Origin of the sequence: Paracoccus sp. TOH (assembly GCF_030388245.1) — a bacterium.
Lineage (GTDB): Bacteria > Pseudomonadota > Alphaproteobacteria > Rhodobacterales > Rhodobacteraceae > Paracoccus > Paracoccus simplex.
The window spans coordinates 1878798-1893801 of sequence record NZ_CP098360.1 but is presented as its reverse complement, the minus strand read 5'-3'; the positions used below and the strand labels follow the sequence as shown (position 1 = coordinate 1893801).

Here is a 15004-nt window from a genome sequence, read left to right as displayed (position 1 = left end):
TTATACCGCACGCGATGCAATCGCTCGCGATTTTTATAGGACCGATGTGACCAGTAGCGCGCGAGCGATTGCGCTTCCCGGTCCGAACGCCCCCTCACGCACCTTTCCCCGCTGCCCAAGGACACCGGCCGGGCTTCTTTCTTGCCATGATGCTTGAAAAAGGCCGCCCCTTTCGGGACGGCCCAATCTTCGCGACAGGCGCGGCTGATTACATCATGCCGCCCATGCCGCCCATGTCGGGCATGCCGCCGGCCGGAGCTTTCGGCTCGGGCTTTTCGGCGATCATCGCTTCGGTGGTGATCAGCAGACCGGCGACCGAGGCGGCGTCTTCCAGCGCGGTGCGCACGACTTTCGCCGGGTCGATCACGCCGAACTTGAACATGTCGCCATATTCTTCGGTCTGGGCGTTGAAGCCGAAGGCCTTGTCCGACGATTCGCGGACCTTGCCGGCCACGACAGCGCCGTCAACGCCAGCGTTCTCGGCGATCTGGCGCATCGGAGCTTCCAGCGCGCGGCGGACGATGGCGATGCCGGCGTCCTGATCCGAGTTCGCGCCGGTCAGGCCTTCCAGAGCCTTGCCGCCCTGAACCAGGGCCACGCCGCCACCGACGACAACGCCTTCCTGAACGGCCGCACGGGTCGCGTTCAGCGCATCGTCAACGCGGTCCTTGCGCTCTTTGACTTCGATTTCGGTCATGCCGCCGACGCGGATGACGGCAACGCCACCGGCCAGTTTGGCAACGCGTTCCTGCAGCTTCTCGCGGTCGTAGTCCGAGGTGGTTTCCTCGATCTGCTGGCGGATCTGGGCGACGCGGGCTTCGATCTCGGCTTTCTCACCAGCACCGTCGACGATGGTGGTGTTGTCCTTGTTGATCGAGACTTTCTTCGCCCGGCCGAGCATGTCGATGGTGACGTTTTCCAGCTTCATGCCCAGGTCTTCCGAGATGACCTGACCGCCGGTCAGGATCGCGATGTCCTGCAGCATGGCCTTGCGGCGATCGCCGAAGCCCGGAGCCTTGACGGCAGCGATTTTCAGACCGCCACGCAGCTTGTTGACGACCAGCGTGGCCAGAGCCTCGCCTTCGACGTCTTCGGCGACGATGATCAGCGGCTTTTGCGACTGGATCACGGCTTCCAGCAGCGGCACCATCGGCTGCAGCGACGAGAGCTTCTTCTCGTGCAGCAGGATGTAGGCGTCTTCCAGCTCGGCAATCATCTTGTCGGCATTGGTGACGAAGTAGGGCGACAGGTAGCCGCGGTCGAACTGCATGCCTTCGACGACTTCGACTTCGGTCTCCATGCCCTTGTTTTCTTCGACGGTGATCACACCCTCGTTGCCGACGCGCTGCATGGCTTCGGCGATCTGCTGGCCGATGAAGGCTTCGCCGTTGGCCGAGATGGTGCCGACCTGGGCGACTTCGGCGCTGTCATTGACCGGACGCGACGCCAGTTTGATGGCTTCGACCACTTTGGTGGTGGCCAGATCGATGCCGCGCTTCAGGTCCATCGGGTTCAGGCCGGCCGCAACCGACTTCAGGCCTTCCTTGATGATGGCCTGGGCCAGCACGGTGGCGGTGGTGGTGCCGTCGCCGGCCTCGTCATTGGTGCGCGAAGCGACTTCGCGGACCATCTGGGCGCCCATGTTCTCGAACTTGTCGGCCAGTTCGATCTCTTTGGCGACCGAGACGCCGTCCTTGGTGATGCGCGGCGCGCCGAAGGACTTGTCGATCACCACGTTGCGGCCTTTCGGGCCCAGCGTCACCTTGACCGCATCGGCCAGGATGTTCACGCCCTTCAGCATGCGGTCGCGGGCGTCGCTGTTGAACTTGACTTCTTTCGCAGCCATTTGCTCTGCTCCTTGAATGGGTTATCGGAAGGGGACGATCAGGCGATGATGCCCAGGATGTCGCTTTCCTTCATGATCAGCAGCTCTTCGCCGTCGACGGTGACTTCGGTGCCCGACCACTTGCCGAACAGCACGCGATCGCCGGCCTTGACCGCGGGCGCGATCAGTTCGCCCGAATCCTTGCGCGCGCCTTCGCCAACGGCGATGATCTCGCCCTCGGCGGGTTTTTCCTTGGCGCTATCGGGGATGATCAGGCCGCCCTTGGTTTTCTCGTCCGACTGGACGCGACGGACCAGAACGCGGTCGTGCAGCGGTTTGAAAGCCATGTGAACACTCCGGTGTTACAGGTTGTTATGCGTTGTTGGCACTCTGTCATGGTGAGTGCCAATGTCGCCCATCTAGGCGCGGCCTTCGAACCTGTCAACGGGCATGGCCAAGAAAAAACCGCGCGAAATCCGCTTGACGGGGTTTCTGCACCGCGGCTACGCCGGTTCAAGGCAAGCGGCGGGGGATAGCATCTTGGACAGGCGGCTCAGAGTTCTGGTGATCGCCGAGGCGGCGAACCCGGAATGGGTCTCGGTGCCGCTGGTCGGCTGGGCGCTGGCCCATGCGCTGCGCACCGTCGCCGACGTGCATATCGTCACCCAGGTCCGCAACCGCGAGGCGATCCTGCGCGCCGGCCTGGTCGAGGGGCGCGACTTCACCGCCATCGACAGCGAAAAGCTGGCCGCACCGATGTGGCGGCTGGCCGAGCGGCTCAGCATGGGCAAGGGCGTCGGCTGGACCATGAAGACCGCGATCTCGACCCTAGGCTACGGCTATTTCGAGCGGCTGGTCTGGCGCGCCTTCGGCGACCAGATCCGCGCCGGAAAATACGACCTGGTGCATCGGGTGACGCCGCTGACCCCCACCGCGAACAGCCGCATGGCGCCGCTTTGCGCCCGCGCCGGGGTGCCCTTCCTGCTGGGACCGTTGAATGGCGGCGTCCCCTGGCCCAAAGGGTTCGACAGCGAAAGGCGGCGGGAGAAGGAATGGCTCTCCTATATCCGCGGCGCCTACAAGGCGCTGCCGGGCAGGGGGGCGATGCTGCGCCACGCCACGGCGATCATCTGCGGCTCGATGCACACGCTGGGCGAGATCCCGGCGCGATACCGCGACAAGACCGTCTGGCTGCCCGAGAACGCCATCGACCCGTCGCGCTTCAGCCTGACCGCGCCGCAACCCGGCACCCTGCCGTTGCGCGGCTGCTTCATCGGCCGGCTGGTGCCTTACAAGGGCGCCGACATGGCGATCGAGGCGGCGCTGCCGCTGCTGCGCGCCGGGCAGATGACGCTCGACATCATCGGCGACGGGCCGCAGGGCGACGGCCTGCGCGAGATGGTGGCGCGCGAGGGCCTGGGGCAGGCGGTGACTTTTCACGGCTGGCTGCCGCACGAGCAGGTGCAGGGCGTTGCGGCGCGGACGCAGCTGCTGGTCTTTCCCTCGGTGCGGGAATTCGGCGGCGGCGTGGTGCTGGAGGCCATGGCGCTTGGCGTGGTGCCGGTGGTCGCGGATTATGCCGGGCCGGGCGAGCTGGTGGACGATGGCACCGGCTTCCGCATCCCGATGGGCAGCCGCGCCGAGCTGGTGGCGGGGCTGCGCGAGCGGCTGCAGGCCATCGCGGCCGCGCCCGAAGCCTTGCCCGCCATGGCCGCGGCGGCGCAGGCGCGGGTCATGCGCGATTTCACCTGGCCTGCCAAGGCCGCGCAGGTCGAGCGGATCTGGCGGGCCGTGCTGGCCGGGGCACCGCCGCCCCAGGATCTGCGGCTGCCGCGCTAGGCTGGCACCGCGCCGGCGCCCGTGCCATGCTGGGCGCCGATGACCATGCCGGAACCGAAAATGCGCCTGAAGCCGACCCTGACCGCCCTTTTCGCCGCCGCCACCCTGGCCCTGCCGGCCGGGGCGCAGGAATGCGTCGGCCGCAACCTGTTCGATACCATGGCGCCCGAGCGCCTGGCCGAACTGCGCGCCGCCACCAGCGGCGTGCCCTATCACCAGGGCCTGTTCTGGCGGGCGGAAAAGGCGGGACAGCGGGTGACGCTGCTGGGCACCTATCATTTCGCCGATCCGCGCCACGACCTGGCGATGGCCCGCTTCGGCCCCGAGATCGACCGCGCCGCCGCGCTGCTGGTCGAGGCCGGCCCCGAGGAGGAGGCGAAGCTGGCCGAAGCCATGACCGCCGATCCGACGCTGATCGTGAACCCGCAAGGGCCGACCCTGCCCGAGCGGCTCTCCGACGCCGAATGGAAATCGCTCTCGGCGGCGCTGGAACAGCGGGGGCTGCCGGCGGTGATCGCCAGCCGGCTGCGCCCCTGGTACGTGGCGGTCATGCTGGGCATCTCGCCCTGCATGATGCGCATCGTCGAGACCCGGGGCGATACCGGCGGGCTGGACCATCTGCTGATCGACCGCGCCCGGGCGGCCGAGGTGCCGGTGCGGGCGCTGGAGCCCTGGGACACCGTCTTCACGCTTTTCGAGGGCATGACCGCGAAAGAGGAAGAGGACATGATCCGCGCCGCCATGCCGGCGGCGGAATATGCCGACGATTACACGGTGACGCTGACCGACGCCTATTTCTCGGGCGACAGCTGGATGATCTGGGAATTCGGCCGCTTCGACGCCTATGACAAATCCGGCCTTTCGCGTGACGAGGTGGACGAGCAGATGCGGCTGGCGCAGGAAAAGCTGATGGACCAGCGGAACGAAAGCTGGATCGAACCCATTGAGCAGGCGGCGGCAAAGGCGGCCGCGCAGGGCAAGGGCGTCGTCGCCGGCTTCGGCGCGCTGCACCTGCCGGGCGAGCATGGCGTGCTGCGCCTGCTGGAAAACAGGGGCTGGACCATCAGCCCGGTCACGGTGGAGGGGATAGGCGATGGCGGATGAGCTTTGGCGCGAGGAACGCGAATTCTGGCTGACGGGGGTGGCCGAGGCCACGCGCAAGCTCGACGAGGCCTGCCTGATGGCCTTTGCGCCCACGGGCATCCTGACCCGGCGCCGGGTGGTCGAGAGCCTGTCCTCGACCCCGCGCTGGCAGGAGATCACCATGACCGACCGCGCCAGCATCGAGACCGACGAGCTTTGCGTACTCGCCTATCGCGTCACCGCCCGCCGCGCCGCGGCCGAGACCTATCGCGCGCTCTGCACCACCACCTGGATCCGCCGCGACGGGGACTGGCGCATCGTCCAGCATCAGCAGACCCCGGTCTGATGTTGGCCGACCTGCGCCGGCACCTGCGCTTCCTGCTGAGCTTCGGGCTGGGGTTGGCGGTCGGCCTGGGCGCCTGGCGCATGCAGGCGGTGGACCGGCTGCTGCTGTTCTCGGTCAGCTCCTGCCTGGGCTACCTGCTGCTGACGGCGGCGCTGATGCGGGGCATGACCGCCGACATGATGCGCGGCCGCGCCGATCTGGAGGACGAGGGCATCAGCGTGATCGTGCCCATCGCCATCGGCTCGGTGGCGATCAGCCTGGTCGCCATCCTGCTGACCATCCGCGACCCGCATTCCGGCTTCTGGCTGCGGCCGGTCATGGCGCTGGTCTCGGTGCCGCTGGGCTGGGTGATGATCCATACCGTCATGGCCTTCCATTACGCGAGCCTGTGGTATGCGCGCCGCCCCGACGGCCGCGAGACGCGCAACCTGGGCTTTCCCGGCCTGGGCGCCGACGAGGACGCGCAGATCTGGGATTTCCTCTATTACAGCTTCACGCTGGGCATGGCGGCACAGACCGCCGACGTGCCGGCGCTCGACACGCGGGTGCGGCGGCTGACGCTGCTGCATTCGGCCTTCTCGTTCTACTACAACACCGTGCTTCTGGCGCTGGCGCTGAATGCCGGCATGGCGCTGGGTTGATAGACAATCCCCGGCCCGGGCCATATAAGGCGCGCGACTTTTCCGCCCAAGCTTCAGGGGATCACCATGATCAAGGTTTTCGGCCACAAGGCCCCCGACACCGATTCGACCGGCTCGCCCATCATCTGGGCCTGGTATCTGTCCGAAGTGCGCAAGACCCCGGCCCAGGCCGTGCTGCAGGGCGAGCCGAACACCGAGGCCGCCTGGATGCTGGCGAAATGGGGTCTCGACAAGCCCGAGATCATCGCCGATGTGGCACCGGGCGAGCAATGCGTGATCGTGGATACCAACAACCCCGCCGAGCTGCCCGCCTCGCTGGCCGAGGCCGAGGTGATCGAGATCATCGACCACCACCTGCTGGCCGGCGGCATCAAGACCCGCCTGCCGATCAACATCACCATCCGTCCGCTGGCCTGCACCGCGACGATCATGCATGACCTGATCGGCGACGAGGACCTGGCCCGCGCCCCCCGCGCCGTCAAGGGCGCGATGCTGACCTGCATCCTGTCGGACACGCTGGAATTCCGCAGCCCGACCACCACCCCGCATGACCGTTTCGTGGCCGAGAAGCTGGCCAAGGACCTGGGCGTCTCGATCCCCGGATACGCGGCCGAGATGTTCGCGGCCAAGTCGGACGTGTCGGCCTTTGCCGACGAGGCGCTCTTGCGCATGGACAGCAAGGAATACGAACTGGGCGGCAAGCAGCTGCGCGTCTCGGTGCTGGAGACCACGGCGCCGCAGGTGCTGCTGGACCGCAAGGCGGCGCTGATCGCCGCCATGCCGGCCGTCGCTGCCGCCGACGGCGCCGACGAGGTGCTGCTGTTCATCGTCGACATCCTGAACGAGGAAGCCACGCTGCTGGTGCCGAACGACTTCGTCAGGCAGGTGGCCGAGAAGAGCTTCAACACCACCGTCTCGGGCGATACGGTCGTGCTGCCCGGCATCATGTCGCGCAAGAAGCAGATCATCCCCGCTTTGGCGATCTGAGACGGAAGGCCCCCAGATGACGCAGATTATCCGCTCGCTCGACGAGATCGGCACCAATTACGACGTCCTGTTCTGCGACCTCTGGGGGTGCCTGCACAACGGCAAGGCGCCCTATGCCGCCGCCGTCGCCGCCCTGCAGGCGTTCCGGACCGGCGGCGGGCGCGTGGTGCTGATGACCAACGCGCCGCGCCCGCAGCAATACGTGGCCGCCCAGCTTGACCGCATGGGCGTGCCGCGCGACGCCTGGGACGTCATCGTCAGCTCGGGCGACGCGGCCCAGGACGCGATGTTCGCCGGTGCGGTCGGCCGCCGGGTCTGGGCCGTCGCCCAGCCCAAGGACGAGGGCTTCTTCACCGACATCCCCGGAGAGTGGCGCGACGCCCCGTCGATCACCCGCGTGCCTCTGGAGGAGGCCGAGGGCATCGTCTGCTGCGGCCTTTTCGACGACCTGACCGAGGTGCCCGAGGATTACCGCGGCCGGCTGATGCTGGCGCGCGAACGTGGGCTGAAACTGCTTTGCGCCAATCCCGACGTGGTGGTCGACCTGGGCGAGCAGCGGGTCTACTGCGCCGGCGCGCTGGCCGAGCTTTACGAGGATCTGGGCGGCACCTCGCTTTACTTCGGCAAGCCGCATCCGCCGATCTACGATCTGGCGCGGCGCCGGCTGGGGCTGGACGACAAGGCCCGGATCCTGGCCATCGGCGACGGCATCGCCACCGATATCGCCGGCGCCGCGGGCGAGGGGCTGGATGCGTTGTTCGTCACCGGCGGGCTCGGCTTCGACCAGTTCGGTCCGGATGTCGAGAACCCGGATCCGGCCCGACTGGCCGAGTGGCTGGCGCTGCGGGCCCAGAACCCGGCCTATGGCATCGGCCGGCTGCGCTGAGCCCCGGCAACAATCCGTCCTTTTGGGTGGGTGTGGCGTTATTTTGTTGCGCGACCGATTCTTTGCTGCTATGCAGCATGGAGCCACTCATCGGGAGCATTGAATGATGCTGGACAACCTTCCGCGCGGCACGATCGTCATCGAGGATCTCGAGGTCGGAATGATGCGCTACCTGCAGAAGGTAGTGACCGACGAGGATATCGAGATGTTCGCCAAGGTCTCGACCGACCGCAATCCGGTGCATCTGGACGAGGCCTATGCGCAGGACACCATCTTCGAGGGCCGCATCGCCCATGGCATGCTGACCGCCGGACTGATCTCGGCGGTGATCGGCGAACAGCTGCCCGGCCACGGCACGGTCTATCTGGGCCAGACGCTGAAATTCATGGCCCCGGTGCGGCCGGGCGATCTGGTGCGCGCCGAGGTCACGGTCGAGACCATCGACCATACCAAGCGCCGCGTGACCCTTGCAACCCGCTGCCTTGTCGGTGATACGGTCGTCCTGAAAGGTGAGGCCGTCGTCCTGGCGCCGAGCCGCAAATTCGACTAGACAGGGCCGGCTCCGGCCCGGCGGGGGCCCGATTGCGCATCCATCACGACTGGAAAGCTCTGCCGCTTGATGCCCGCGGGGCCACCGTCGCCATGGGCAATTTCGACGGCGTCCATCTTGGCCATCGCTCGGTGATCGACGCCGCCCGCGCCGCCTGCGACGCGCCCCTGGGCGTCATCACCTTCGAGCCGCATCCGCGCGAATTTTTCGCCCCCGACTCGCCCGCCTTCCGGCTGATGAACGCGGAATCGCGGGCGAACCGGCTGGCGCGGCTGGGCGTCGAGCATCTTTACGAACTGCCTTTCGACGCGGTGCTGGCCGGACTGTCGCCCGAGGGCTTTGCGCGCGAGGTGCTGGTCGATGGGCTGGGGGTGCGCCACATCACCGTGGGCGCGGATTTCTGCTTCGGCCGCAAGCGCTCCGGCAATGCGCAGGTTCTGGCCCGGCTGGGGCGCGAGCTGGGCTTCGGCGTCACCGTGGCGCCGCTGGTCGGCAATGGCGCGGTGCAATACAGCTCGACCGCGATCCGCATGGCGCTGGCCGAGGGCCGCACCCGCGAGGCCGAGCGCATGCTGGGCCATTGGCACCGCATCGACGGCGAGGTGCTGCATGGCGACAAGCGCGGCCGCGACCTGGGCTATCCGACCGCGAATATGGCGGTGGACGGGCTGCACCTGCCGGCGCTCGGCATCTATGCGGTGCTGGTCGACGTGCTGACCGGGCCGGATCGCGGCAGCTACAAGGGTGTGGCCAGCATCGGCGTGCGGCCGATGTTCGGCGAGAACCGGCCCAATCTGGAGGTGCATATCTTCGATTTCGCAGCCGACCTTTATGGCCAGCACCTGTCGGTGGCGCTGGTCGAATACCTGCGCCCCGAGGCGAAGTTCGACGGCCTGCCGGCGCTGGTCGCGCAGATGGACCGCGACAGCGTCCGGGCGCGCGAGATCCTGGCGACCCGCTGATGCGCGCCCGGTTCTGGGAATTGCCGCCGGCCAGCCTGGACCAGCAGGAATGGGAGGCGCTGTGCGACGGCTGCGGCAAATGCTGCCTCAACAAGATCGAATACGAGGATACCGGCGAACTGGCCTTCACCCGAGTCGCCTGCCGGTTGCTGGACGGGCATAGCTGCCAATGCTCAAGCTATGCCAATCGCCATGATTTCGTTCCCGATTGCGTGGTCCTGACGCCCGGCAAGCTCAAGGAGATCGCCTGGTGGCTGCCCTCGACCTGCGCCTACAGGTTGCGCGCCGAGGGCAAGCCGCTTTACGACTGGCACTACCTGATTTCAGGGGATCGCGAATCGGTGCACCGCGCCGGCGCCTCGGTGCGCGGCTGGACCGTCAGCGAGCTTACGGTGACCGAGGACGATTGGGACGAACATATCATCGAGGATCTTTCATGAATTTTGCCTCGGACAATGCCGGCGGCGTGCATCCCCGCATCATGGCGGCGCTGGCGGCCGCGAATGAAGGCCATGTGCCATCCTATGGCACGGACCGCATCACCCGGGCGGCGCAGGACCGGGTGCGCGAATTGTTCGACGCGCCCGAGGCGGCGGTGCATTTCGTGGCCACCGGCACCGCGGCCAATGCGCTGGCGCTGTCGCTGCTTTCGCCCGGCTGGGGCAAGGTCTTCTGCCATTCCGATGCGCATGTGCAGACCAGCGAGGCCGGGGCGCCGGAATTCTTCAGCGGCGGCGCCAAGCTGATCCCGGTGCCGGGCACCGGCGGCAAGATCACCCCCGAGACGCTGGCCGAGGCGCTGCATGTCCACGGCCGCGACGCGGTCCATGCCGGGCGGAACGCGGCGCTGACCCTGACCAACGCCACGGAATGGGGCACGGTCTATGGCCCGGACGAGGTCGCGGCGCTGGCGGCGCTGGCCCGCGCGCAGGGGCTGAGCGTGCATATGGACGGCGCGCGCTTCGCCAATGCGCTGGCCAGCCTCGATGTCTCGCCCGCCGACCTGACCTGGCGGGCGGGGTTGGACATCCTGTCGCTGGGCGGCACCAAGAACGGCTGCATGGGCGTCGAGGCGGTGGTGATCTTCGACCCGGCGCTGTCCGAGGAATTCGAGTTCCGCCGCAAGCGCGCCGGGGCGCTGGTCTCGAAGCACCGCTATCTGGCCGCGCAGGTGCTGGCCTGGCTCGAGGGCGAGCTGTGGCTGCAGCTGGCGCGCCACGCCAACGCCATGGCGCATGAGCTGGCGCTGGGTCTGGCGCGCCTGCCGGGGGTGCGCATCGACCAGCGCGTCGAATCGAACACGGTCTTTGCCACCATCCCGCGCGCATTGCATCGCCGGGCCGGCGCCAGCGGCATCTGCTATCACCTCTGGCCGCATACCCAGGATGCCAAGGACGAGGAGCCGGTGTCGATCCGGCTGGTCTGCGGCTGGGACACCCGGCTGGACGACGTGACCGCGGCGCTGCGGGCGCTGGCCTAGAGCAGCGCCGCCTTCAGCAGCGCCAGCGCGTGCTCGACGGTGGCGGCGCGCACCGCGGCGCGGCCGCGCGGGCCGAACTCGACCGTTTCCGTCCGAACTCCGGCCGCATCGGCAAGGCCGAAGCAGACCCGGCCCTCGGGCTTGTGTTCCGACCCGCCCGGCCCGGCGATCCCGGTCACCGCCACGGCGATGCCGGCCTGCGAGCGGGCCAGCGCGCCCCGGGCCATCTCGGCGGCGATCTCCTCGCTGACGGCGCCATGCGCTTCCAGCGTCTCGGGGCGGATGCCCAGCATCTCGATCTTGGCGGCGTTGGAATAGGTGACGAAGCCCCTGTCGACCGCGTCCGAGGAGCCGGGCACATCGGTCAGCCGCCCGGCGATCAGCCCGCCGGTGCAGCTTTCGGCGGTCGCGATCATCACCCCGCGACGGCGGGCGAGATCGAGAATTTCGGCGGGATCGGTCACGACAGCATCGGCTCCAGCAGCGCATGGTAAAGCCCGGCCAGCATGACCGAGACCAGCCCGGCGAACAACCCGGCCCAGAGATCGTCCAGCATCACCCCCGTCGCGCCGCCGCGCCGGTCGGCCCGGCCCACCAGCCAGGGCTTCCAGATGTCGAACAGCCGGAACAGCAGGAAGGGCGCGACGAAACCCGGCCAGGCCTCCAGGATCGAGACGCCGTGCCGCGCCAGCGGGATCACCGTGAAGCTCATGGCCAGCCATTGCCCGGCCACCTCGTCGATGACGATCCAGGACGGATCCTTGTCGGTGCTGCCCTCCAGCACCCGCGGCACCGCCCAGAAGCCCAGCAGCGCCGCCAGCACCACGCCCGCCGGCACCAGCCAGGGGCTGAGCCCTTCATAGGCCGCGACCCCCAGCACCACGGCGGCGGCCGAGCCCCAAGTGCCCGGCGCGGGGTGCAGATGGCCGATGCCGAAGAAGCTGGCGATCATCCGCTCCATTCTCACCCCCGGATCAGCGTCGCGGTGGCGATGGCGGCGATGCCTTCCTCGCGGCCGGTGAAGCCCAGCCGTTCCGAGGTGGTGGCCTTGACGCTGACCCGGTCGGGCTCGACGCCGACGATCTCGGACAGGCGCAGCGCCATGGCGCCGGCATGCGGGCCGACCTTGGGCCGTTCGCAGATCAGCGTCACGTCGGCATTGGAAAGCTCATAGCCCATCTGCCGCGCCAGTGCCGCGGCATGGCGCAGGAAGATGTGGCTTTCCGCCCCCTTCCATTGCGGGTCCGAGGGCGGGAAATGCCGGCCGATATCGCCCTGCGCCAGCGCGCCATAGATGGCGTCGGTCAGCGCATGCATGCCGACATCGGCGTCGGAATGGCCCAGCAGCGCCTTGTCATGCGGGATCTTCACGCCGCAAAGCCAAACATGGTCGCCTTCGGTAAAGGCATGCACGTCGAAACCATTGCCAAGGCGAATGTCCATCGCGCCCTCCAGGATGCGGCGCGCGCGTTTGAAGTCGGCGCCATAGGTCAGTTTCAGATTGTCCTCGTCGCCCGGCGTCACCGCGACCGGCAGGCCGGCGCGGATCGCCAGTTCCACGTCATCGGCCGCGCCCTTGGGGAACGCGCGATGCGCGGCCAGGATCGCGTCCAGGGCAAAGCCCTGCGGCGTCTGGGCGCGCATCAGCCCGTCGCGGCTGGCAGTGCCGGTCACGCGGCCGTCATCCGCCCGCCACAGCGCATCGGTGACGGGCAGGGCGGGGGCGGCGGCGGGGCTGCCCGCCTCCAGCGCCGCGACCACGCCGCGGATCACCGCATCCGGCACCAGCGGCCGGGCGCCGTCATGGATCAGCACATGGGTCACGCCGCTGCCCTCGAGGCTTTCCAGCGCCGCGCGCACGCTGTCCGAGCGGGTGGCGCCGCCGGCGACCAGCGTCACCGGGCCGGAGAGTTCCGCCACGCCGCGCGCCATGTCCTCGGGCGCCAGCACCACGACGATGCGCGGGAAATCCGCGAAGGCCGCGATGCTGCGCGCCACGACCGAGCGGCCCGACAGCGCACGCCATTGCTTGGGCGGCCCCTCGCCGGCGCGGGTACCGCGGCCGGCGGCGGTGATGATGGCGGCATATGTGTCCGGTATCGTCATGACCGCCAGCTTTAGGTCAGCCGGGCGGGCGAGGCAATCGCTGCTGCGGGCCGGTTTCGTCGCGGCCGAAAAACGCTTGCGGCCATGGTCTGTTGCGCCACTTCTGCGTATAAGGTCGCGGACCGCCCGCGACGGGCAAGACGCACATTCTGCCAAGGACCATCGCCATGACCGATCCCGCCGTCACCGATCTTTCCAAGGACGCCGCCGCCCGCGCCGCCGTGGCGCTGGTCGAGCCGGGCATGCGCCTGGGCCTCGGCACCGGCTCGACCGCCGCAATCTTCGTGCGCCGCCTGGCGCAACGGGTGAAGGAGGAGGGCTTCGCGCTGCGCTGCGCCGCGACCTCGAAGGCCACGGCCGAGCTTGCCGCCTCGCTGGGCCTGCATGTCGAGGAACTGGACGAGATCGGCTGGCTGGACCTGACCATCGACGGCGCCGACGAGGTGGACCCGGACCTGAACCTGATCAAGGGCGGCGGCGCGGCGCATCTGCGCGAAAAGATCGTCGCCACCGCCTCGGACCGCATGGTGGTGATCGCCGACCAGGGCAAGGTGGTGGACCGGCTGGGCGCCTTCCACCTGCCGGTCGAGGTGATTCCCTTCGGCTGGCAGGCGACCCGGACGCTGATCCAGAGGGCGCTGGACCGGCTGGAGCTGAGCCGTCGCCCGATCCTGCTGCGCAAGCGCGACGACCAGCCGCTGCTGACGGACGAAGGGAACTATGTGCTGGACCTGGCGCTGGAGGCCATCCCCGACCCCGAGGCGCTGGCGGCGGAACTGTCTTCCATCGCCGGCATGGTTGAACATGGGCTTTTCCTGAATATCTGCCAGCTTGCGATCATCGGCTGTCCGGACGGCTCGGTGGTGGAACTGCGGCGCGAGGACATGGAATGACTTTCGACTACGACCTTTTCGTCATCGGCGGCGGCTCGGGCGGGGTGCGCGCGGCGCGCATCGCCGCCAGCGAATACGGCGCCCGCGTCGGCCTGGCCGAGGAAAGCCGCATGGGCGGCACCTGCGTCATCCGCGGCTGCGTCCCGAAGAAGCTGATGATCTTCGCCAGCCAGGCCGAGGCCCAGGCCGCCGAGGCGCGCGGCTATGGCTGGCAGGGCGCCGATGCCGGCCGGTTCGACTGGCAGGCCTTCCGCCACAAGCTGGATGCCGAGCTGACCCGGCTGGAAGGCGCCTATACCGGCGGGCTGGTGGCGGCGGATGTGGACATCCACAAGCAACGCGCCCGGCTCCATGACGCGCATACCGTGGAACTGGCCGACGGCCAGCGGCTGACCGCCAAGCATATCCTGATCGCGGTCGGCGGCCGACCCTCGCTGCCCGGCATCCCGGGCGAGGAGCTGGGGCTGATCTCGGACGACCTGTTCACGCTGGAGACGCTGCCGGGCCGGGTGCTGGTGGTGGGCGGCGGCTTCATTGCCTGCGAATTCGCCACCATCCTGCGCGGCCTGGGCTGCGAGACGGTGCTGGCCTATCGCGGCGACGCGGTGCTGCGCGGCTTCGACGGCGAGATGCGCCGCCATGTCACCGAGCAGTTGCGCGCCATCGGCGTCGACGTGCGGCTGGGCAGCAACCCGGCGCGGCTGGACCGCGAGGGGGGCGCCCTGCGCGTCGGCTTCGAGGACGGCGGCGCCGAGGTCTTCGACGCGGTGATGTTCGCCACCGGCCGCGCGCCCTATACCAAGGGTCTGGGCCTTGAGGAGCTTGGCGTCAGGCTGGGCCGCAAGGGCGAGATCGCGGTGGACGAATGGTCGCAAAGCTCGGTCCCCTCGATCTATGCCGTGGGCGACGTGACCGACCGGGTGAACCTGACGCCGGTGGCGATCCGCGAGGGGCACAGCTTCGCCGACACGGTCTTCGGCGCGAAGCCCCGCAAGGTCGATCACGGGCTGGTCGCCAGCGCCGTCTACACCCGCCCGCACGAGCTGGCCAGCATCGGCCTGACCGAGGACGAGGCGGAAAAGCGCGGCCCCGTCGACATCTATGCCGCCAGCTTCCGGCCCATGCGTTCGCTTTTCGCGGGCTCGGATGCGCGGGCGGTGATGAAGCTGATCGTGGACGCGGAAAGCGACAAGGTGCTCGGCTGCCACATCTTCGGCCCCGAGGCCGGCGAGATGATCCAGATGGTCGCCGTGCCCATGGGCATGGGGGCGACCAAGGCGGATTTCGACGCCGCCATCGCCGTGCATCCGACCCTGGCCGAGGAGCTGGTCACCATGCGCAAGCCCACGCGCCGGCTGGGCGATGACAAATCCGACAAACAGCACGCATCGGCTTGATTTTCCGGC

At 68.5% G+C, this 15004-nt stretch carries 17 protein-coding genes; 12 read left to right on the top strand and 5 right to left on the bottom strand.

What is annotated here, in order from left to right:
• Positions 1-208 precede the first annotated feature (208 nt).
• Entirely contained in the window at positions 209-1846 is a 1638-nt protein-coding gene (gene groL / locus NBE95_RS09415; protein WP_289893634.1) for a chaperonin GroEL, read from the bottom strand.
• Between the two features lie 38 nt (positions 1847-1884).
• Entirely contained in the window at positions 1885-2172 is a 288-nt protein-coding gene (groES, locus tag NBE95_RS09410; RefSeq protein ID WP_019353022.1) for a co-chaperone GroES, read from the bottom strand.
• A gap of 193 nt (positions 2173-2365) precedes the next feature.
• On the opposite strand from groES, the gene NBE95_RS09405 reads away from it, so the two are divergent.
• The 10 genes from NBE95_RS09405 to NBE95_RS09360 all read left to right on the top strand — a co-directional run bounded on the left by NBE95_RS09405 (position 2366) and on the right by NBE95_RS09360 (position 10599).
• Entirely contained in the window at positions 2366-3664 is a 1299-nt protein-coding gene (locus NBE95_RS09405) for a glycosyltransferase (RefSeq protein WP_289893633.1), read from the top strand.
• A 60-nt stretch (positions 3665-3724) separates the two neighbouring features.
• Positions 3725-4768, top strand: coding sequence for a TraB/GumN family protein (locus tag NBE95_RS09400; RefSeq protein WP_289893632.1), 1044 nt, complete (start codon positions 3725-3727; stop codon positions 4766-4768).
• Positions 4758-5093, top strand: coding sequence for a nuclear transport factor 2 family protein (locus NBE95_RS09395; RefSeq protein WP_289893631.1), 336 nt, complete (start codon positions 4758-4760; stop codon positions 5091-5093). Before NBE95_RS09400 ends, NBE95_RS09395 begins: the two co-directional genes overlap by 11 nt.
• Positions 5093-5734, top strand: a complete 642-nt coding sequence (locus tag NBE95_RS09390) for a DUF1345 domain-containing protein (RefSeq protein ID WP_289893630.1) — start codon at positions 5093-5095, stop codon at positions 5732-5734. Before NBE95_RS09395 ends, NBE95_RS09390 begins: the two co-directional genes overlap by 1 nt.
• Before the next feature lie 66 nt (positions 5735-5800).
• The gene (locus NBE95_RS09385; RefSeq protein ID WP_289893629.1) at positions 5801-6721 is read left to right on the top strand and encodes a manganese-dependent inorganic pyrophosphatase; all 921 of its coding nucleotides are present in this window, start codon (positions 5801-5803) and stop codon (positions 6719-6721) included.
• A gap of 16 nt (positions 6722-6737) precedes the next feature.
• Complete coding sequence (locus tag NBE95_RS09380) at positions 6738-7607, top strand: TIGR01459 family HAD-type hydrolase (protein WP_289893628.1); 870 nt, start codon at positions 6738-6740, stop codon at positions 7605-7607.
• A 106-nt stretch (positions 7608-7713) separates the two neighbouring features.
• The gene (locus NBE95_RS09375; RefSeq protein WP_289894868.1) at positions 7714-8157 is read left to right on the top strand and encodes a MaoC family dehydratase; all 444 of its coding nucleotides are present in this window, start codon (positions 7714-7716) and stop codon (positions 8155-8157) included.
• 32 nt (positions 8158-8189) lie between these two features.
• Positions 8190-9119 (top strand): bifunctional riboflavin kinase/FAD synthetase, encoded by a 930-nt coding sequence (locus tag NBE95_RS09370; protein WP_289893627.1) that lies wholly within the window; start codon positions 8190-8192, stop codon positions 9117-9119.
• The gene (locus NBE95_RS09365; protein WP_019353490.1) at positions 9119-9559 is read left to right on the top strand and encodes a YcgN family cysteine cluster protein; all 441 of its coding nucleotides are present in this window, start codon (positions 9119-9121) and stop codon (positions 9557-9559) included. The genes NBE95_RS09370 and NBE95_RS09365 overlap by 1 nt, the downstream gene beginning before the upstream one ends.
• Positions 9556-10599: a beta-eliminating lyase-related protein gene (locus NBE95_RS09360; protein ID WP_289893626.1), complete on the top strand. Its 1044-nt coding sequence runs from the start codon at positions 9556-9558 to the stop codon at positions 10597-10599. Before NBE95_RS09365 ends, NBE95_RS09360 begins: the two co-directional genes overlap by 4 nt.
• Here the strand turns inward: NBE95_RS09360 and NBE95_RS09355 are convergent.
• The 3 genes from NBE95_RS09355 to NBE95_RS09345 are packed head-to-tail and all read right to left on the bottom strand — an operon-like array spanning position 10596 to position 12705.
• Entirely contained in the window at positions 10596-11015 is a 420-nt protein-coding gene (locus tag NBE95_RS09355; protein ID WP_289894867.1) for a CinA family protein, read from the bottom strand. The genes NBE95_RS09360 and NBE95_RS09355 overlap by 4 nt on opposite strands.
• A 44-nt stretch (positions 11016-11059) precedes the next feature.
• A complete protein-coding gene (locus NBE95_RS09350; RefSeq protein WP_289893625.1) occupies positions 11060-11560 on the bottom strand; it encodes a phosphatidylglycerophosphatase A in 501 nt (166 codons plus the stop codon).
• Positions 11561-11562: 2 nt separating this feature from the next.
• Complete coding sequence (locus NBE95_RS09345) at positions 11563-12705, bottom strand: bifunctional 2-C-methyl-D-erythritol 4-phosphate cytidylyltransferase/2-C-methyl-D-erythritol 2,4-cyclodiphosphate synthase (RefSeq protein ID WP_289893624.1); 1143 nt, start codon at positions 12703-12705, stop codon at positions 11563-11565.
• A gap of 167 nt (positions 12706-12872) precedes the next feature.
• On the opposite strand from NBE95_RS09345, the gene rpiA reads away from it, so the two are divergent.
• Positions 12873-13598 (top strand): ribose-5-phosphate isomerase RpiA, encoded by a 726-nt coding sequence (gene rpiA, locus NBE95_RS09340; RefSeq protein ID WP_289893623.1) that lies wholly within the window; start codon positions 12873-12875, stop codon positions 13596-13598.
• Positions 13595-14995: a glutathione-disulfide reductase gene (gene gorA, locus NBE95_RS09335; RefSeq protein WP_289893622.1), complete on the top strand. Its 1401-nt coding sequence runs from the start codon at positions 13595-13597 to the stop codon at positions 14993-14995. The genes rpiA and gorA overlap by 4 nt, the downstream gene beginning before the upstream one ends.
• Positions 14996-15004: the final 9 nt, after the last annotated feature.